Here is an 18,148-nt window from a genome sequence, read left to right on the forward strand (position 1 = left end):
ATAAAATGCGATTTAGCCTGTTTATATCAAGCTGACATGAACTGAGATACAAACTTATACACGTCTTGCGGCTTAGATTTTGATACCCTTTTAAACCGAGTGCTGTGCGAGTTAAGGAACTAAACAGAGAACTATGCGAAGAAAAATAGCAAAATTAAATTTGCCAATGTGGCAATGGCTGGCAGTGATATTGTTTCCCATTGGGATTGCTGTTGTCGCAAGTTATCTCTCTGCACAGTATTATGTGGAAGATAAAGTCAAAGGTGTGGGGGCGATTTATGTAGGCCACATAGATACGTTAATCTCTCATGCCGATGAAATCAGCCATTATGCATTGGCATTGAAGGATTCTGAGTGCCAAGAGTTATACAACTATATGTTGTTCCAACCTTACTTCCGCTCTGCTTTAATATTTGATTCACAACGTATTTATTGCTCATCTAAAACAGGTGATATCGACGTACCTTTAGGCATAGTCAGTGCCACTGAAAATCTTGAAATACCTAACCAGTTTATTATTGGCGGCACGCCTTTTATGCCTGAGGTGCCAGCGATAGTGGCATCAAACTGGGAACCGATATCTCAGCACGGCGCCGCTGTGATTATTGAAGGGAAATATTTAGTAGATTCCTTTGTACAGCCCGATGTGTTCCCTAGCGCAGTGATTAATGTCGCTTTATCTATAAATGGTAAAACGATTCCAGAGTCACTCGGATTCATGAAAAATGAGGTGATGACGCTCGATTCTGATAAGCACAATTTTTCAGTGTTACTAGAAATGTCACCTGCTTTTTTCTGGCATTTCTTTTGGATATTTTTAGCAATATCTTTGCCCGTTAGCATAGTCTTGATTACGGGGACTATCCTATTTGCGCTCTATTCAAGGGTCACCCGCCATTCTCTCGCCGATGACATTCGCAGTGGGATAGAGAACGAAGAGTTTTTCTTAGTTTATCAGCCAGTGATTTGTGCCGAGGACGGTAAGGCTAAAGGCGTTGAGGCTTTAGTACGTTGGCAGCACCCACAAATGGGCTTAGTGCGGCCTGACTTATTTATTCCCATTGCCGAAGAGGGCAAGTTAATTGTCCCATTGACCAACTATATTTTTGAGCGGGCATTAAAAGATTTTGCCGATATGAAGGTCGAACCGGGCTTTAGAGTTGCGTTTAACGTGGCGCCAGAACACTTTACGCAGGATGATATCGAGTCGAAATTTATTCATCTGCGGGATTCCCTGGAGCGTATTGGCGTTAAGCCCTTGATTGAAATCACCGAACGGCAATTGTTAACGCCGGATATTTGCCAGTGTATTGAAAGCTTGCGACAGTTAGGAATTCTTGTGGCAATCGATGACTTTGGTACTGGGCAAACCACTTTATCCCTGCTGCAAACGATGCCGTTAGACTATCTGAAAATTGATAAATGCTTTATCGATACCATAGGGCAAGATTCTGTCACTTCCCATGTGCTCGATACTATTATCGAGCTTTCCCACAAGATGAATTATGTCGTGGTGGCAGAGGGGGTTGAGACGCAGGAGCAGGCGGATTATTTAACCAGTCGCCAAGTGCATTTTCTCCAAGGGTATCTCTTTGCTAAGCCGATGAAACTCGCCGATTTAAAGCTATGGTTAGTCGAGCATTTTAAGCGTTAGCATCATAAAATCAGTCAGCAATAAGGGCACCTAGGTGCCCTTATTGCTGTTCAAGCGTTATAGCTAAAAGTGCGTGTTAAAGGCTTTGGTTTAAGCCTCTGGTTGAAAGCTTATCGTTAAAGCCTCTTTTTAAAGCCTCTTTTTAAAGTTTCTGGTTAACTGCTCTGGCTAGAGGCCCATTCAAAGGCTGTAGCCAGTTTCTTCGTGTTCCGATAAATCCAAGCCGTTAACTTCTTGTTCTGTGCTGACACGAAGGCCGCCAAGTAGTTTACGGATGATCACGAACAGTAACCAAGTGACCACAGCTGTATAAGTGAATGTTGCCGCGACCCCGATAATCTGTACCCCAAGTTGGTCTATCATGGTTTCGTTCACGGCCGCAAAACCGTAGCCGCTGAAGACGCCTAATTGGGTCGAGCTAAACACGCCGGCTAAAAGGGTTCCGAGAATGCCGCCGACCCCGTGCACGGGGAAAACGTCTAAGGAGTCATCGATCTTTAGTTTCTGTTTGATATAGACCGTTGAGTAAAAACACACTATCCCGCCGAGTAAACCAATTACTAAGGCACCCGCTGGGCCAACATAACCAGACGCCGGCGTGATAGTGCCTAAGCCTGCTACCATGCCTGTGACTATGCCAAGGGCGCTGGGTTTGCCAAACTTAATCCACTCGATTGCTGCCCAAGTCATCGCGCCCATAGAAGCGGCGAGATGAGTTGCTAGAATCGCCATGGCTGCAGTGCCATTGGCGCCAAGCGCGCTACCACCATTAAAACCGAACCAACCGACCCACAGCATGCCCGCACCTGTGACTGTCATTGTGAGGTTGTGTGGCATAATCGCTGAGTTTAAAAATCCCTTGCGCGGACCTAGTACTTTAGCGGCCACGAGTGCTGCAACCCCGGCGGTAATATGTACTACGGTTCCGCCCGCGAAATCATACAGTCCTAGCTGGGCTAACCAGCCACCGCCCCACACCCAGTGGGTGATCGGCGCATAAACTAATAATAACCAAGCTCCAGAAAAGATGAGCACGGCCGAAAATTTCATTCGCTCGGCAAAGCCACCGATGATCAATGCTGGCGTTATAATGGCAAAGGTCATTTGAAATAGCATAAACAGGGGCTCAGGAATATCCCCGCTGAGACTATCTCGGCCAATGCCCGACAGTAATGCTTTACCTAAGCCACCGATAAATCCATTACCTGTATCGAAGGCGAGTGAATAACCTATAGAAAACCATAAAACTGAGGCAAGGGCGGCGATCGAGAAGCATTGCATCAATATCGAGAGTACGTTTTTACTGCGTACTAAACCGCCGTAAAATAAGGCTAATCCGGGTAAGGTCATCAACAACACCAGCGCGGATGAGCTTAAGATCCACGCAGTATTCGCGGCGCTGAACTGACCCTCATCGGCGACAGCATTGGTCGCCAACATACTGAATAATATCAATAGATATTTAAAACTGAGTCTGAAGTTCGCTTGCATCATAGGGCGTCCACTCCTTCTTCCGAAGTGCGAATGCGCACGACTTGTTGGAGTTCGGTCACAAAAATTTTGCCATCGCCGACTTTGCCCGTATGGGCAGCGGCAATAATGGCTTCGATAACGGCTTCTTCTTGATCGGAGTGAATGGCGACTTCGAGCTTCATCTTAGGCAAAAAGTCCACTGCGTATTCGGCGCCACGATACAATTCTGTATGGCCCTTTTGGCGGCCAAAGCCGCGCACTTCAGTGACTGTCATGCCATGGACGTTGAGCTGAGTTAAGGCTTCACGTACATCGTCTAATTTGAACGGTTTAATGATTGCAGTGACCAGTTTCAATTTTCTCTCCAACAAACTTCAGACTCAATTTATTGGAATAAAGCAGGAATCAGGCCATATAAACAAAGCATTTATTATCATTGCGTTAACATTCAGTCGCACCGAAATAGCATCAAGAATTGATGCAAAACGGTGCAAAACAGAATCAAATCGCCCTGATTTGGTGCGTTTTATTGGTGCAAGATAAGTTCTGCTGGCAAGTATCTGTGCAGATAGTGGCGAGTGAATATAAAGCGAGGGGAGTCAGCGTTTTAATGCGCTGCATGAATGCGGAGAATTAAATCGTTATTTACAGGTTATCTTTATTAAACAGTGAATTAACTTTGGTTGTGCTAGGCTAGTTGTGCTCGCTTAAACTGCTAACTGTTTGACTCGCGCCCAAAGCTCGGCATTGACTGGCGCACTTAAACCGTGCGCTTGTGCACGCTCACAGATATAGCCGTTAATTTGGTCTATCTCGGTTCGCCTTTGATGTGCAATATCTTGGTGCATCGACGAGAAGTTCCCCGCAGTGAGGCGGATCACTTGGTAGACCCTGTCGTGCAAAAATGATTTATCAAGCGACACGCCATCATGTGCGGCAACCATGACCAACTCATCGAGAATACCCTTAATCATTTCACTGAAATCTGGATCAGCTAGTTTGCCATTGGGGCATTGATATAGCGCCGTGAGCGGATTGATGGCGGCATTGACCGCAAGTTTTTGCCATAGACAAGGCACAATCGCATCGACCCATTCACTGTTCGGAATGGCCGTCAGCAAAGCGTTGCGATAATGCTCTGTCAGCTCTGCGCCTGTGAAATGCCCCAGCTGGGTCAGCCCTTGTCCGGTTTGCTTAATCTGCCAAGGGGCTTGGCGTAACACCCCTTGGGACGTTGTCCCTAGGCTTAGCCCTCTGCCATTGGCTTGCGGATTAATCAGCGGTGCCAGGGCTAAATGAGGCCCCATACCATTGTGTAATAACAAAATATGACATTGATTAGGCAGTTGCTTGAGTAAGGGGGAGAGCGCATCGAGCACTTGATAGGCTTTAACGCAGACAATCACCAGACGGATATTGTCGAGCGAATCGGCAGTTATGATAGGCACCGAATACGGGATAGCTTGTATCTGTTGATGGTCATCTGCAGACGCTAATGGGGTGAAACTCAGTACTTGCTGGCTAGATTCGAGGGCATTACGGCCGATAAAACCGACATTCATGCCCGCAACTGTCAATTGGCGACAGATCAGTTGCCCAACGGCACCTGCACCTAAAATGGCAATATCCACAGCATGAGTCATATTCGCAGCCTTAAGGTTTTTGTATCAGTGCCCATTTATAGCGTTCGGATTAATCTTCCCGCAACTGCGCCGCACGGAAGTATTTGCCATAGGCCCAATTACAAAAGTAGAACAGCGCTATGCCCGCAAAGTCGGCAATGACATCCGCCACAGAGGCGCTTCGATAAGGTAAACGCGATTGCACTAGCTCAATTAAAATGGCATAGCTTGCCAATGTGAGCGATAGCCAATACCACTTAGGTCTGAAAGCGAGGTAGGAGAGATAGGAGAGGCAAAAAAAGCTCCCAAGATGGCCTACCTTGTCGATATTCGGAATACTTTGCGAATAGGTTGGTCTGGAAAATACCAGATAACTGATCACGACAAAGGCTACGGCTAAAGCCAGCTTAAATAGGGTATTTTTAGTTATCACAAATATGTTTGCATTAGCTTAGAGTGGGGCAATGATAGGAAAATCCACCACTAAAGTCATCCATGATTACGCTTTTATTCTAGGCTTTACCTTCAACTTAGGCCTGTGTGTGGGTAAACTAGCTACATATTAATTTGATATGGGACATAAAAACTATGCCTTCAATGGATATTGTGTCAGAAGTGAATGAAGTTGAACTGCGTAATGCGGTTGATAATACCAAGCGTGAGCTGGCCACACGTTTCGATTTTCGCGGTAAAACGGCTGACGTGGAATATAAGGACCATGTGGTCACGTTAACCGCTGAAGATGACTTCCAATGCCAACAATTAGTGGACATTTTACGTATGCAACTGAGCAAACGTAATGTGGATCCGTCTTCGATGGAAGTCGATGAGAAAGCCATCCACAGCGGTAAAACCTTCTCCCTAAAAGTGAAGTTTAAAGAAGGTATAGAAACCTTAATTGCTAAAAAACTGGTCAAGCTAATTAAAGACAGCAAACTTAAAGTGCAAGCGTCTATTCAAGGCGAGAAAGTACGAGTTACAGGTAAAAAACGTGACGATTTACAAGCTGTCATGGCGTTGGCACGTGAATCTGAGTTAGGCCAGCCTTTCCAATTTGATAACTTTAAAGATTAATCGAGCAGAATTGGTTTAACGTGATGCAGTATCGCGTTAGCCATTTCGTCTTTAAATGTAAAAGCCCTCACACTAAGGTGTGAGGGCTTTTTTATATTGATGACATAAGTGCTATGAGACCTTAATCCGATTTTGCTGGTGCACGTTTTGACGAATCATCCATTAATGATGTGCTTGGGTGCGGCGCATATTTGTTGACTAAGATAACCAAAAACAACACAGGAAAACCAATAACACTGGCGGCGACAAAGAAGTTCACATAGCCAAATGCGTCGACATAAGCCCCCGAGAAGCCCGCGATAAACTTAGGGAACAGCAACATAATCGAAGACAGTAAGGCATATTGCGTTGCACTGTAGCCGCTGCTGGTGAGACTCGATAGATAGGCGATAAAAGCCGCCGTGGCGATTCCTGCGCTAAAGTTGTCTACGGAAATGGCAAAGGTTAAAAAGGGCACGTTGTAGCCAATCACCGCCTGCCACGCGAATAAAAGATTGGTTACGGCAACCAACAAAGCGCCAAGGAAAAGGATCTTCATCGTGCCATAACGCGCTAACAAAACACCGCCGAATGCTGCGCCGACTAAGGTCATGATCAGGCCATAGATCTTACTCAAATAGGCAATTTCTTCTTTAGTGAAGCCCATATCCACATAAAAGACGTTCGCCATAATGCCCATCACAATATCCGAGATCCGGTAGCAAGAAATCAGCAATAGGATGAGGATAGCGCTGCGGCCATAGCGTTTGAAAAAATCAATAAAAGGCAAAATACTGGCCGTGTAAACCCAAGACATGCCAGCGGCGATAACGCTTGGATAAGTGGCGCTTAAACGTTGTTTTAGCACTAATTCGGTGGCATCGGCGGCGCGGGTATCGACTTTGGGCTCTCGGCTAAAAAGCGTGGTCAAAATCCCCACCGACATCAAGCCCGCCATAATCAGGTAAGAGGTTTGCCAGGCCACTAAGTTGTATGCTGTGTTACCGGGTTCGACCCAAGCCGCTATCGTGAGCGCACCTGCGGTGGCGACTATCATGGCGCTGCGGTAACCCACTTGATAGGCGGCGGCTAATGCGGCTTGCATCTTTTCTGGGGCGGATTCAATTCGAAAGGCATCAATCACAATATCTTGGGTGGCGGAAGCAAAGGCGACCATTAATGCGAATAGCGCTAAGCGTTCGAGATCCTTGAGCGGATCGCTGAATGACATACCTAAGATAGCGCCGACCAATAACAACTGAGCGAACAGCATCCAGCTACGGCGGCGGCCAAGAAAGCGAGTTAGCAGTGGTAGCGAGAGTCGATCGACTAAGGGCGACCAAGCCCATTTAAACGCATAGGCCAAGGCTATCCAGCTGAAATAACCGATTGAAGTGCGATCAACACCGGCTTCACGCAACCAAAAGGATAGCGTTGAAAATACCAACATTAATGGTAGGCCGGCGGAAAAACCCAGTAATAACAGGATCAAAACCCGCTTATGATAATAGACACTGAGTGCATCGAGTGTACGTTGAATAAAACCTGTTGCGGACATAGGTATGAGTCTAGGTATTTAATCCGCCTAGCTTACGGGTAAGGTGCCATAGGGTTCAAGGGCTAATGGCATTCCTTTTATATTGAGCTCTCGTTTTGGCGCATTTTGGTGATTGAATATGGCTTAAGCGTTAATCTTCTGTTGCTAAGCGTGAGCCGCGGGTTTATATCGTCAGCGTTAAGCGTCAGGATTAATCATCGGGATTGATTGCCTGTATGAATAGAAAAGATGACAAAAATGAAGGGGGAGGAATCAATTACGCGATATAAAAAGGCCCTGATAACAGGGCCATTTTCTATTGATAGGCATGCAGAACTTAAGGTCTTATCCCAACGCATCCCTGTGGCACTCGGCCGCCTAAACTCAGAAAGTCACAGCAATCATTTACTTGCTTACGCAGATATTGATTACCGCGGATCACACAGTCAGGCCACCTGTTAAAGCTGTGAAGCAAGTGCCAAAACACTTTTTCAGTTTCCGTTTGCGCTTCGCCAGTCGAATTCAATTGCTGCCATTCTTCTAACGTGTCCCATAAGTAAAGTTGCACTTCATGGAAGTCGAGTTCTTCACTCAAAAACGCTTTTCCATAAAAGGCGAGTTGGGGCGCTTTATTATCGATGAACTCAGTTGCCGTCATCGTTTGCCTCCTTTCTGTTTGCTATAACAGTATAGATGCAAAATTAGCGCTTTTGCTCGAAATTATTTTTGGATTACTGTTTAGGTAATAACTTAGCGGTTTTCAATATGATAGGTGTCACAGGGACATCGGGCCAATTGAGCTTAGCGTTCGTCCCTGTCTCAACGACAGCCATAGCTTCGAGGACAGTTTTCCCTTCAATCACTTCACCAAATACGGCATAACCCCAACGGCGTTTGGATGGGTCGAGTTTAGTATTGTCGGCCACGTTGAAGTAGAACTGGCGTGTGGCTGAGTGCGGTTCATTTTCCCGCGCCATGGCGATAGTGCCTATGCTGTTGGTGAGCCCATTCCCCGATTCGTTTACTATCGGTTTGCCGTCTGGCAACTCTTCATACTTAGGGGTGAGTCCACCGCCTTGCACCACAAAATCACTGATCACACGGTGAAATATGGTGTTGTCGTATTCGCCTTTGACGACATAAGTTAAAAAGTTATCGACAGTGATAGGTGCGCGTGTTCTATCTAGTTCGATCACTATTTTGCCTAAGCTAGTGTCAAACTCGACTCTGGGATACAAGGTATCGGCTTGAATGTCGAGTGCGAGGCTATTGTGACTCATAAAGAGAAATAAGAGGGCTGATATCCAACGGAGCATATTGATTTCCTTATAATAAACTGACGCTGTTATTGTTGTAGAAACTGATTCAGCTCAGGATCATTGAGAATTTCGCCTGTGAGTTGGCCGAGTAATTTATTCATATCCAACTCCAAGGTCGCAAAATCGGGTGTTAAAGGGCCTTTCAGGGTGCCTTTTGCCTTATAACGTTTAACCAGTTCTTGGGTTGAGTTTTTGGCTTGCACTGCGATTAATACACTGTGTTTTGCCTCATAGCCAAAAGTCTTTTTAGTGACATCCATTTGCAATTCTTCTAATTGAATTTGCACTGAATTGGTTGCACTAGGATCGATTTGATAACCGGCTTGGTTAAAGCCTGCGCGGAACACTTCATCGAGCAGCAACTTAGGCGGTTCACTCGGGCCGACCAAACGTGTTTTTGTCCCTTCTTCAATAAAACGCGCCACGTAATCGACGGTGCGTGTATCGACGGTTTCAAGAGAGATAGGTACAGATTGCGCCGTTTGTTGACTGATATTGGGCACTTGGGGACTGAAAGCCATATGAGTCGGGTTTTGGCTGGCACAGCCCGCAAACAGCAGGGGAAAAGTCAAAGTCAGTAATAGCCGTTTCATGGGATCTCTCGTACAAGTAAAAGTGGCTACAGCATACCAGAAATCACTTTTGATGCCACAGAACACCTCGATTCAGTTGGAGTACAGCTTACAGTGATAACATCCAGTGTTCACTATGGGTTAGTTCATTTCATCTGGAGCAAAACATGTCAAAACTGTCGTTAATTTCGATTGTTGTGGGTCTGACAATGGCGTCAAGCATCATTAGCACCAATGCATTCGCGGGGGATTCCGCCCATATACTCGGCGGCAGTTTAGGCTACGGTACTCAAGAATTTGAAACCAACAGCGGTAAATATGATGCAGGTGATACCTTCACCAGTGACTTGTATTATCGCTTTATGCTTAATGAGCATTTTGGTTTTGAAGCGGGGTATTTAACGGGGACGGGTGGAGTGGCGAGTGCACTTATTAGTGGTATCAGTGAAATCAAAGATTTACATTACCAAGGTATCAGAACCACTGCTTATGGCGAATATGCGTTGTCTCGTGGTAATAGTCTGTACGCCAAGCTCGGCGCCGCTTATACCAAAGTGAGTTATGAGATGGATAAGCAAGAGATGGATTCGGATGATGTAGGATTTTACGGCGCCGTGGGTTGGCAATATCGTTTTCGCTCTGGCTTTGGACTCAATCTTGAGTACCAATATGTGCCAATGAAAGAGTTAGAGCTGCAAGGGGTCAACTTTGGCGTGAGTTATCGATTCTAACTCGCAAATATTATCAATTAGCCTCAATTAAGCGCCCTTGGCGCTTTTTTCGTTTTAGAACCTTGGATATTAAAGCTGTAAACAGAATACTCGCCCGCAACAAAGTGACAACATTTTAGCCTTGCACTCTTTTAATGCAAAGGGGGACAGGTTAGAGTAAAAATTCGATGTTTAGAATGAGAGAGCACAAATGCTCCCGCGTCCTTTCTGTAAGGCTTAGTCATGTTAACGATAGCAACGCAAATCGCCCCAGATAGCCTGATCAATCCGAAGGGGTTACCCCATTTCGGCCATTTCGATGGCATAGTCAAAACCTTAGGTTTAGCGGACTTTGCTTATTTCGATACTATGGATAAACCCGCTTCAGCGTGGGCCAAGCATTTCGATTATAAACAATTTCAGTTTGTCTCTTTGGTCACGCCGCGTTATGTCCTTGGTATCGCACTTGCCGATATTGCTTACGTCGGCAGTGCGTTTTGTTATTTATACGACATAAAAACTAATACTCTCACCCAGCTTGATTGGCTAAAACCTTTGAGGTTTGGCTATCAGATGACGCCATCACCCGCTGAGGGTAAAAGTCGTATTGGCCGTAAAGGGGCGCAGTTAAGCTTTGAGATTGTAGAGGGCGGTTGGCGGTTAATGATTGATACTAAAAATATTCAAGCCGATGTGACTTTGCACTCAGCACCCTTAAGTTTGCCTATGGCCATGTGTAGTCCTACTGGATATAACGGCTGGACTTACACACAGAAACATAATGGTTTGACGGTTAAAGGTAGTTTGACTGTAGCCCATGAGCCGCAGCCGCTGAATCACGCTTTAGCTGGTTATGATTTTTCGGCGGGTTACATGCGCCGCGATACGAGTTGGCGCTGGGCGTCGATCAACGCGCGGATCCATGAGGGCATTATGGGGCTTAATTTAGCCGCGGGCGTCAATGAAACCGGCGCTACTGAAAATGTCTTCTGGATTAATGGCGAGCGTCATTTACTCGGACCAGTGCAATTTGAGTTTGATCGACATGCCACGCTCGGCGCCGAGGTTTGGCGAGTCTACAGTCAAAATGGCCAAGTGGATTTACAGTTTTCGGCGCGCAATTGTCGCAGTGAAAAGCGTAACTTGCTCTTGCTTAAGAGTAATTTCCGCCAATTCATCGGTCATTTCAGCGGCACGATTACCGATAATCAAGGGCGCAGTTACCAATTGAATAATGTGCTGGGACTCGCCGAAGATCATTATGCCCGCTGGTAACCAAATGCGGGTTGTCAAACGCGACTAACCGACCACTGTTGCCTGTGTTGTGGCGTTTAATGCGGTTTATAACACTCGCTCAGAATTGATATAAAAACACTAAAAATAATCATAAAACAACAAGAAAACAGGACGACCTTATATGGATATCGCCTCGCTGATCCAGCACCCCGAAGTGTTACTGCTCGTACTCGCGCCGTTGTTTTTCGTGTGTATTTTACTGGAATGGTATTTTGGCGATAAAAGACAAAAACTACCTTTGAGTGCACGTTATCGCGGCCAAGAAGTGCTGTGTAATTTCAGCCTCGCGGCCATGCATCAGGGCGCTGATCTGCTCACTGGCTTGTTGATCGCTAAGCTGTATCTAGCGGTGTTTGGTTGGAAGTTATTCGATATTGAAATGGGCCCATTAAGCTTTATTGCCTTGATGGTTGCGCAGGACTTTTGTTATTACTGGTTCCACAGGGCGAGCCACAGAGTGCGCTGGATGTGGGCGGCTCACGTGGTGCACCATAGCTCTGAGAATATGAATTTTAGTACGGCTTTTCGTCAGAGTTTAATGTATCCATTGGCGGGAATGTGGGTATTTTGGTTACCGCTGGTGGTCATAGGTTTCGATCCAAACTGGGTGGTGTTTGTGGTATTACTCAATCTGGGATTACAATTTTTTGTGCATACCCAAGCGGTTAAATCACTCGGACCGCTGGAATGGGTCTTTAATACTCCATCGCATCACAGGGTGCACCACGGTCGCAATCCCCAATATATCGATAAAAACTATGCGGGTGTGTTGATTATTTGGGACAAGCTGTTTGGTACTTTTGAGCCCGAAGTGGAGACAGTGATCTACGGTATCACTAAGCCTGTGAATAGTTTTAATCCCCTTAAAGTGACGTTTAGCGAATGGCGAGACATGTTTGCTGAGGTTACCGCGGCAGGCTTGAGTGTTAAACAACGCTTACGTATCTTGTTTGCTCCGCCTAACAGCAGTTTAAAAAGTGAGGAATAACAATCCACTGTATTTTCCAAGTTAAATAGCGCAAATGGCTAATAGAGTCTTGAATTTAGCCTTGCTAGCCTATATTCCCTTTTTTGCCAGTATTTTGGTGTAAAAATGTACAACATCATACTTTGGTGGTACTTTTTGGGGGAAGGCATTTAACTTGGGAGGACTTATCATGATGGATGAACCTCGATTATCCGCGGAGGAGCTTGCTTGTTTTAGTGAACTTTTTTCGCCGACTCGTGTGGGCACTGCCTTGACCAACGATCCCCTAGTCAATCATGTACTCACAGTCACAACTGAAGTGCCGCAAGTTATCGCTTCGATTTTGGGTAAGGCAAAACTCACGTTATTGGCCGAAGTCGGGCCCTATAAACTCTGGTTTCCGCTACTGATGAAAGTGGATGACTTTGGACAGTTTCAACCCACTTTAGGCGTGCCTGAAGTGCTCGATGCCTCGGGAGTGGAACGCAGTTGGCGGTTAACCCAAGCCGATGACGTGTGGATATTCGACCACGACCAAGGTGAGCAATGGTCTGTTGTCTCGTTATCCAGTTCTGGTATGGCTATTCGCGCTAAATCACAGCAGCAATTTAAGCAATTGCTAGGCAGTAAAGAGCTGCAATTACAATTGCCTAATGGCGAGACTTTACGTATCGATATTGAGCCTATCCGTAGTGAGAAAGGTTTGGCCTTTGTTAAGTTTCAGGCCGAAACCGAAGAACGTGAAGCGTTACGTCAATTCTTATTTAGTCGTCACCGCTCTCAGCATGCTCAACTCTATCGAGACTTACGCTATACCCAAGCAACCTGAAGATACGAGTTTCAGAGCGCCTAGGCTGCTTCAATTCAAGGCGCATCAATGACAGAATGTCGGCCACCTTTTGAATTGATGCAACACGGAAGTGAAGCACCCTAGGCGCTCCGTCCCGGCGGGTTTTAACGCACTTTATGCTGCGTTGGTTATTTTTAACTTAGCCCGCTAGGTCTGCAAATAACCGCCTTGCCTAAAGTGCGTTAAACTCCCGCTGAATCCTGCATCTTCAGGTTGTTTGGGTATAGTACCCTGCATTGCGACAGTTTTCGGCCTTGTGTTAGTTGACCTGTTATCTAAAAATCTCAGTTCTGCAACTCGAATGTGAAATCCATGGATTAAAAAACTGTCATTGATGATTGCAGGGCTTTTCGCCGATTGTTACCTGCCAATCTGTCGCTCGATGCATTAGAATGACGTTGAATTCAACACATCAGAGCGAGCGGTATGCACGTACATATTTTAGGAATTTGTGGAACCTTCATGGGTGGTCTAGCGTTATTAGCTAGGGCAAAAGGGCACAGAGTGACGGGCTCGGATGCCAATGTCTATCCTCCAATGAGCACGCAATTAGAGGACCAAGGCATTGAGCTTATTCAAGGTTTTGATCCTAGCCAGCTGGGTGAAGCGGGGCATTATCCTGACTTAGTTGTGATTGGTAATGCCATGAGTCGGGGTAATCCTTGCGTGGAAGCCGTGTTAAACATTGGCATCCCTTATACCTCTGGCCCGCAGTTTTTAGCCGATCATATTTTGCCTGACCGTTGGGTGCTGGCTGTGTCTGGCACTCACGGTAAAACCTCGACATCTAGCATGTTAGCCTGGATTTTAGATGATTGCGGTTATGAGCCTGGATTTTTAATCGGTGGCGTACCGCAAAACTTTGGTGTGTCGGCGCGTTTAGGCAATACGGCTTTCTTTGTCGTTGAGGCCGACGAATACGACAGTGCCTTCTTCGATAAGCGCTCAAAATTTGTGCACTACCATCCGCGTACCTTAGTGATCAACAATCTTGAGTTCGATCATGCCGATATTTTTGCCGATCTGGCTGCGATTCAAAAACAGTTTAATCATTTAGTTCGCACTGTACCTGGCGAAGGAAAGATCGTTTGGCCTGCCGATTCCCATGCTGTTAAGCAGACGATTGATATGGGTTGCTGGAGCGAGCAAGAAACCTATCATTTAGCCGAATCGACCAGCGGTTGGTATGGCAAAGCCTTAAGTGATGATTGCCATCGCTTTGAAGTGTTTTTTGATGGCGAGTCCCAAGGTATTCTCGAATGGGATTTGATTGGTCAGCACAATATTGAAAATGCCATGATGGCCATTGCTGCCGCGCGTCATGTAGGCGTTAAGCCGAGCGCTGCAATTGAAGCCTTAGCTAAGTTTATGCCACCTAAACGTCGACTCGAATTACTCGGAACCGTTAACGGCGTGAGCGTATACGACGACTTTGCCCACCATCCAACGGCGATTGCGACCACGTTAAAAGGCATGCGGGCTAAGGTCGGTCAGAGCAAGATTACTGTGGTACTCGAGCCGCGCTCAAACACCATGAAAAGCGGTGTCCATAAAGACACTTTAGCTTTTTCTATGATGCAAGCCGACGAAGCCTTTTTATATCAAGCCGATACCATTGACTGGAATATGAAAGAAGCCATGGAAGCGGCGGTGATCCCTGTGACTGTGTTACACCAAATTGATGATGTGGTCGCCAAAGTAACGGCAACGGCCAAAGCGGGCGACACCATAGTGGTGATGAGTAACGGCGGTTTTGGCGGTTTACATAAGAAGCTGCTGGCCGCATTAGAGCTGCGTTCAACTGTAGAGCAGGTTTAAGATGAGCTACACAAAGTCGACAAAGACAATTAGCTTAGCTTGGACGGGCGCCTCGGGCGCCCCCTATGGCCTTAAGTTGCTCGAGTGTCTGTTGGTATCGGGTTATCAAGTGTTTTTGATGATCTCTAGTGCTGCTCGGGTAGTATTAGCGACTGAACACGGTCTGCAGTTAAGCGCCAACAGCGACAAAGCCCATGCCCAGCTGTTGGCTTTACTGCACGAAAAAGGCGTGATTATCACTGGCGAGTTAGTGGTGTTAGGCAAAGATGAGTGGTTTTCACCGCCCGCATCGGGCAGCGCCGCACCTAAACAAATGGTGATTTGCCCTTGCTCGACGGGGACGTTAGCGGCTGTGGCTACCGGAATGAGTAATAATTTACTCGAACGCGCCGCCGATGTGGTGATTAAAGAGCGCGGCCAACTTATCTTAGTGCCGAGGGAAACTCCTTTTAGTGCCATACACTTAGAGCATATGTTGAGCCTTTCTCGCCTCGGCGCGACCATTATGCCCGCCGCCCCCGGTTTTTATCACAATCCCAAATCGGTTGAAGATCTGGTAGACTTCATGGTCGCTCGAATTCTCGATCATTTGGGCGTTGACCATGCATTAACGAGTCGCTGGGGTTATGACAAACAGTCTAACCGCGACCTCGACAATTGAGACTTATATGAAACACACCACCGAAGTGATGATCTCTGCAGAAGAGATAAGCCAGAAATTGGATCAAATGGCCGAGCTAATCAATGCCCATTATGCCCACAGCGAACGTCTGCTGATGGTAGGCTTGTTAAAAGGCTCAGTGGTCTTTATGGCTGACCTGTGTCGCCGAATTAAAGGCCATGTTGAAATCGATTTTATGTCGGTTTCCAGTTATGGCAATGCTATGACCAGCTCACGGGATGTGAAAGTGCTGAAAGATGTGCAATCAGATATCGCCGGTCGCGATGTATTGATTGTGGAAGACTTGATTGACTCAGGTAACACTTTAAGCAAAGTGCGCGAGATGTTGTTACTGCGCGAGCCTAAGAGCCTTGCACTGTGCACCCTGCTGGATAAACCAGAACGTCGTGAAGTGGATGTGAAGGTCGATTTTATCGGTTTCACTATCCCTGATGAGTTTATCGTGGGTTATGGTATTGATTATGCAGAGCAATATCGCAATCTACCTTACATCGCGAAAGTCGTGCCACTCGATTAAGTGTCCGATACCGTTTAAAACTCCCGCAACAGGCGGGAGTTTTGCTTTTTACGGTTATATAAAAAATAGTATAAATAATTGAACCATTAAAGATTGGTTTTTCAATCGATTAGCTAATTTTTTGCTTTAGTTCTGCAACCCATCATTGTAATTGTGTTTTTTAGCACCATCTTATTACTTTCTAATGTGTAAGGATCGGTACAAATATGGCGAATATTACCCATGCTCTGGTACTCGAAGGGCTTAAAAAAACCTATAAAGGCGGTGTCGAAGCGGTCAAAGGCATCAGCCTCACCGTCAATCAAGGGGATTTCTTTGCCTTGCTCGGCCCCAATGGTGCGGGTAAATCCACCACGATTGGTATTATTAGCTCCTTAGTGCAGAAGAGTTCAGGTTCGGTCAAAGTCTTTGATTATGATATCGATAAGCAGCTAGAACACGCCAAGCTTTGTATTGGTCTAGTGCCGCAAGAGTTTAACTTCAACCAGTTTGAAACCGTACTGCAAATCGTGGTGAATCAAGCGGGTTACTATGGCGTGCCTAAACCTGTCGCCCTTGAGCGTGCCAAAAAATACTTAAGCCAACTGGATTTGTGGGAAAAACGTAATAGCCAATCGCGGGAATTATCCGGCGGCATGAAGCGACGGTTGATGATCGCCCGCGCCCTGATGCACGAACCTAAGTTGTTGATTTTAGATGAACCTACCGCAGGCGTGGATATTGAACTGCGTCGCTCTATGTGGGAGTTCCTCAAACAAATTAATCAGCAGGGTGTGACGATCATCCTGACCACCCATTACCTTGAAGAGGCTGAAATGCTTTGCCGTAATATCGGCATTATTGATAAAGGCATTTTAGTGGAATGCACTAGCATGAAGGCGCTGCTCAGTAAGCTGAATATGGAGACGTTTATTCTCGATCTGCGTCGCGATACAGCAACGGCACCAGTACTCGATGGCATGGCTTGTCGCTTAACTGACTCTCATACCTTAGAGGTGGATGTGGTTAAAGAGCAAAATCTCAACGATGTCTTTAGCCAATTAAGTGCGGCCAATATAGAAGTGCTATCTATGCGCAACAAGTCTAATCGCTTAGAAGAACTCTTCGTCGAACTCGTGAAGAAAACTCAGGGAGTCTCTGCATGAACCAGCTCTACTTTATTGCCTTTAAAAGCATCTTAAGCAAAGAAATCAATCGTTTTACGCGAATTTGGGTCCAGACCTTAGTCCCGCCAGCGATTACCATGACCTTGTATTTTTTGATTTTTGGTAACTTAGTCGGCAGCCGAATTGGAGAGATGGGCGGCGTATCTTATATGGAGTTTATCGCCCCAGGTTTGATCATGATGTCGGTGATCACTAACTCTTACTCGAATGTTGCTAGCTCATTCTACAGTGCCAAGTTTCAACGCAATTTAGAAGAGCTGATGGTGGCTCCTGTGCCCCATTATGTGTTGATTGCTGGCTATGTTGGTGGCGGTGTGGCGCGCGGTTTATGTGTCGGCCTAATAGTGACGCTTGTGGCCATGTTCTTCGTCGACATTAGCTTGCATCATGCCGGTTTAGTGGTAATGACAGTGTTTTTAACCTCAGTGCTATTCTCCTTAGGTGGCTTGATTAACGCTGTTTTTGCAAAAAGTTTCGACGATATCAGTATCATCCCCACTTTTGTACTTACCCCATTAACTTACCTTGGCGGGGTATTTTATTCCCTGTCACTCTTGCCCCCTTTCTGGCAAGGCGTGTCGGCACTCAACCCTGTGGTCTATATGATCAACGTGTTCCGCTATGGCTTTTTAGGCTTCGCCGACATCAGTGTGCCATTGTCCATCGCCATAATGATCGGTTTCTGTGTCGCCCTGTGGACCCTAGCGTATTACTTAGTCTCGCGCGGAATAGGGTTACGTTCGTAAACATATTTATTGAGAGCAGTATAAAAAGGGAGCCATTAAGGCTAATGCCGATCAGTTAAGACAGATCGCTTGACGATCTCGCTGAAAAGATCAAAATCCGATGACCTCATGTCATCGGATTTTTTTATGCAACTCTCAGAAGCACTCGCTCGCACTCATATTACCC

The 18,148-nt window shown here is 46.2% G+C and carries 19 protein-coding genes; 11 read left to right on the forward strand and 8 right to left on the reverse strand.

Going from position 1 to position 18,148, the window contains the following annotated elements; genetic code table 11:
- Window positions 1-133: 133 nt before the first annotated feature.
- A complete protein-coding gene (locus tag MO387_RS13870; protein ID WP_107949089.1) occupies window positions 134-1,654 on the forward strand; it encodes an EAL domain-containing protein in 1,521 nt (506 codons plus the stop codon).
- 180 nt (window positions 1,655-1,834) lie between these two features.
- Here the strand turns inward: MO387_RS13870 and MO387_RS13875 are convergent, their stop codons facing one another.
- The 4 genes from MO387_RS13875 to MO387_RS13890 form a co-directional block, all read right to left on the reverse strand.
- On the reverse strand, window positions 1,835-3,148 hold the full coding sequence (locus tag MO387_RS13875) for an ammonium transporter (RefSeq protein WP_107949086.1): 1,314 nt from the start codon (window positions 3,146-3,148) through the stop codon (window positions 1,835-1,837).
- Window positions 3,145-3,483, reverse strand: a complete 339-nt coding sequence (locus tag MO387_RS13880) for a P-II family nitrogen regulator (RefSeq protein WP_006080270.1) — start codon at window positions 3,481-3,483, stop codon at window positions 3,145-3,147. The genes MO387_RS13875 and MO387_RS13880 overlap by 4 nt, the downstream gene beginning before the upstream one ends.
- A 351-nt stretch (window positions 3,484-3,834) precedes the next feature.
- Window positions 3,835-4,770: a 2-dehydropantoate 2-reductase gene (locus MO387_RS13885; protein ID WP_107949084.1), complete on the reverse strand. Its 936-nt coding sequence runs from the start codon at window positions 4,768-4,770 to the stop codon at window positions 3,835-3,837.
- A 49-nt stretch (window positions 4,771-4,819) separates the two neighbouring features.
- Window positions 4,820-5,182 (reverse strand): VanZ family protein, encoded by a 363-nt coding sequence (locus tag MO387_RS13890; RefSeq protein WP_107949082.1) that lies wholly within the window; start codon window positions 5,180-5,182, stop codon window positions 4,820-4,822.
- 155 nt (window positions 5,183-5,337) lie between these two features.
- On the opposite strand from MO387_RS13890, the gene MO387_RS13895 reads away from it, so the two are divergent.
- Window positions 5,338-5,823, forward strand: a complete 486-nt coding sequence (locus MO387_RS13895; protein WP_006080274.1) for a YajQ family cyclic di-GMP-binding protein — start codon at window positions 5,338-5,340, stop codon at window positions 5,821-5,823.
- 121 nt (window positions 5,824-5,944) lie between these two features.
- Here the strand turns inward: MO387_RS13895 and MO387_RS13900 are convergent, their stop codons facing one another.
- From MO387_RS13900 to MO387_RS13915, 4 genes are all read right to left on the reverse strand, one after another.
- Entirely contained in the window at window positions 5,945-7,360 is a 1,416-nt protein-coding gene (locus MO387_RS13900; protein WP_107949080.1) for an MFS transporter, read from the reverse strand.
- A gap of 316 nt (window positions 7,361-7,676) precedes the next feature.
- Window positions 7,677-7,997 (reverse strand): hypothetical protein, encoded by a 321-nt coding sequence (locus MO387_RS13905; RefSeq protein WP_107949078.1) that lies wholly within the window; start codon window positions 7,995-7,997, stop codon window positions 7,677-7,679.
- A 73-nt stretch (window positions 7,998-8,070) separates the two neighbouring features.
- On the reverse strand, window positions 8,071-8,655 hold the full coding sequence (locus MO387_RS13910) for a peptidylprolyl isomerase (protein ID WP_107949076.1): 585 nt from the start codon (window positions 8,653-8,655) through the stop codon (window positions 8,071-8,073).
- Between the two features lie 29 nt (window positions 8,656-8,684).
- Window positions 8,685-9,251 (reverse strand): YajG family lipoprotein, encoded by a 567-nt coding sequence (locus MO387_RS13915; RefSeq protein WP_107949073.1) that lies wholly within the window; start codon window positions 9,249-9,251, stop codon window positions 8,685-8,687.
- Window positions 9,252-9,397: 146 nt separating this feature from the next.
- Between MO387_RS13915 and MO387_RS13920 the strand changes: the two genes are divergently transcribed.
- The 9 genes from MO387_RS13920 (at window position 9,398) to MO387_RS13960 (ending at window position 17,982) form a co-directional block, all read left to right on the forward strand.
- Window positions 9,398-9,961: a porin family protein gene (locus MO387_RS13920; protein WP_107949071.1), complete on the forward strand. Its 564-nt coding sequence runs from the start codon at window positions 9,398-9,400 to the stop codon at window positions 9,959-9,961.
- 222 nt (window positions 9,962-10,183) lie between these two features.
- Entirely contained in the window at window positions 10,184-11,215 is a 1,032-nt protein-coding gene (locus tag MO387_RS13925; protein ID WP_107949069.1) for a DUF2804 domain-containing protein, read from the forward strand.
- 142 nt (window positions 11,216-11,357) lie between these two features.
- Window positions 11,358-12,224 carry a sterol desaturase family protein gene (locus tag MO387_RS13930; RefSeq protein ID WP_107949067.1) on the forward strand — a complete coding sequence of 289 codons (867 nt, stop codon included), beginning with the start codon at window positions 11,358-11,360 and terminating at the stop codon, window positions 12,222-12,224.
- A gap of 169 nt (window positions 12,225-12,393) precedes the next feature.
- Window positions 12,394-13,032, forward strand: coding sequence for a hypothetical protein (locus MO387_RS13935; protein WP_107949065.1), 639 nt, complete (start codon window positions 12,394-12,396; stop codon window positions 13,030-13,032).
- A 447-nt stretch (window positions 13,033-13,479) separates the two neighbouring features.
- Complete coding sequence (mpl, locus tag MO387_RS13940) at window positions 13,480-14,871, forward strand: UDP-N-acetylmuramate:L-alanyl-gamma-D-glutamyl-meso-diaminopimelate ligase (protein WP_107949063.1); 1,392 nt, start codon at window positions 13,480-13,482, stop codon at window positions 14,869-14,871.
- A gap of 1 nt (window position 14,872) precedes the next feature.
- The gene (locus tag MO387_RS13945) at window positions 14,873-15,532 is read left to right on the forward strand and encodes a flavin prenyltransferase UbiX (protein ID WP_107949061.1); all 660 of its coding nucleotides are present in this window, start codon (window positions 14,873-14,875) and stop codon (window positions 15,530-15,532) included.
- Between the two features lie 7 nt (window positions 15,533-15,539).
- Entirely contained in the window at window positions 15,540-16,070 is a 531-nt protein-coding gene (hpt, locus tag MO387_RS13950) for a hypoxanthine phosphoribosyltransferase (protein ID WP_011845844.1), read from the forward strand.
- 206 nt (window positions 16,071-16,276) lie between these two features.
- The gene (locus tag MO387_RS13955) at window positions 16,277-17,215 is read left to right on the forward strand and encodes an ABC transporter ATP-binding protein (RefSeq protein ID WP_012588504.1); all 939 of its coding nucleotides are present in this window, start codon (window positions 16,277-16,279) and stop codon (window positions 17,213-17,215) included.
- Entirely contained in the window at window positions 17,212-17,982 is a 771-nt protein-coding gene (locus MO387_RS13960; RefSeq protein ID WP_107949059.1) for an ABC transporter permease, read from the forward strand. Before MO387_RS13955 ends, MO387_RS13960 begins: the two co-directional genes overlap by 4 nt.
- Window positions 17,983-18,148 lie beyond the last annotated feature (166 nt).

Origin of the sequence: Shewanella sp. N2AIL (assembly GCF_022690845.1) — a bacterium.
In the GTDB taxonomy this organism is placed as follows: domain Bacteria; phylum Pseudomonadota; class Gammaproteobacteria; order Enterobacterales; family Shewanellaceae; genus Shewanella; species Shewanella baltica.

What these genes read in the sequence shown, in the direction of transcription:
- MO387_RS13870 (WP_107949089.1), top strand. Translation starts at nt 134, where the DNA reads ATGCGAAGAAAAATAGCAAAATTAAATTTGCCAATGTGGCAATGGCTG.
- MO387_RS13875 (WP_107949086.1), bottom strand. Translation starts at nt 3,148, where the DNA reads ATGATGCAAGCGAACTTCAGACTCAGTTTTAAATATCTATTGATATTA.
- MO387_RS13885 (WP_107949084.1), bottom strand. Translation starts at nt 4,770, where the DNA reads ATGACTCATGCTGTGGATATTGCCATTTTAGGTGCAGGTGCCGTTGGG.
- MO387_RS13895 (WP_006080274.1), top strand. Translation starts at nt 5,338, where the DNA reads ATGCCTTCAATGGATATTGTGTCAGAAGTGAATGAAGTTGAACTGCGT.
- MO387_RS13900 (WP_107949080.1), bottom strand. Translation starts at nt 7,360, where the DNA reads ATGTCCGCAACAGGTTTTATTCAACGTACACTCGATGCACTCAGTGTC.
- MO387_RS13905 (WP_107949078.1), bottom strand. Translation starts at nt 7,997, where the DNA reads ATGACGGCAACTGAGTTCATCGATAATAAAGCGCCCCAACTCGCCTTT.
- MO387_RS13910 (WP_107949076.1), bottom strand. Translation starts at nt 8,655, where the DNA reads ATGCTCCGTTGGATATCAGCCCTCTTATTTCTCTTTATGAGTCACAAT.
- MO387_RS13915 (WP_107949073.1), bottom strand. Translation starts at nt 9,251, where the DNA reads ATGAAACGGCTATTACTGACTTTGACTTTTCCCCTGCTGTTTGCGGGC.
- MO387_RS13920 (WP_107949071.1), top strand. Translation starts at nt 9,398, where the DNA reads ATGTCAAAACTGTCGTTAATTTCGATTGTTGTGGGTCTGACAATGGCG.
- MO387_RS13925 (WP_107949069.1), top strand. Translation starts at nt 10,184, where the DNA reads ATGTTAACGATAGCAACGCAAATCGCCCCAGATAGCCTGATCAATCCG.
- MO387_RS13930 (WP_107949067.1), top strand. Translation starts at nt 11,358, where the DNA reads ATGGATATCGCCTCGCTGATCCAGCACCCCGAAGTGTTACTGCTCGTA.
- MO387_RS13935 (WP_107949065.1), top strand. Translation starts at nt 12,394, where the DNA reads ATGATGGATGAACCTCGATTATCCGCGGAGGAGCTTGCTTGTTTTAGT.
- mpl (WP_107949063.1), top strand. Translation starts at nt 13,480, where the DNA reads ATGCACGTACATATTTTAGGAATTTGTGGAACCTTCATGGGTGGTCTA.
- MO387_RS13945 (WP_107949061.1), top strand. Translation starts at nt 14,873, where the DNA reads ATGAGCTACACAAAGTCGACAAAGACAATTAGCTTAGCTTGGACGGGC.
- hpt (WP_011845844.1), top strand. Translation starts at nt 15,540, where the DNA reads ATGAAACACACCACCGAAGTGATGATCTCTGCAGAAGAGATAAGCCAG.
- MO387_RS13955 (WP_012588504.1), top strand. Translation starts at nt 16,277, where the DNA reads ATGGCGAATATTACCCATGCTCTGGTACTCGAAGGGCTTAAAAAAACC.
- MO387_RS13960 (WP_107949059.1), top strand. Translation starts at nt 17,212, where the DNA reads ATGAACCAGCTCTACTTTATTGCCTTTAAAAGCATCTTAAGCAAAGAA.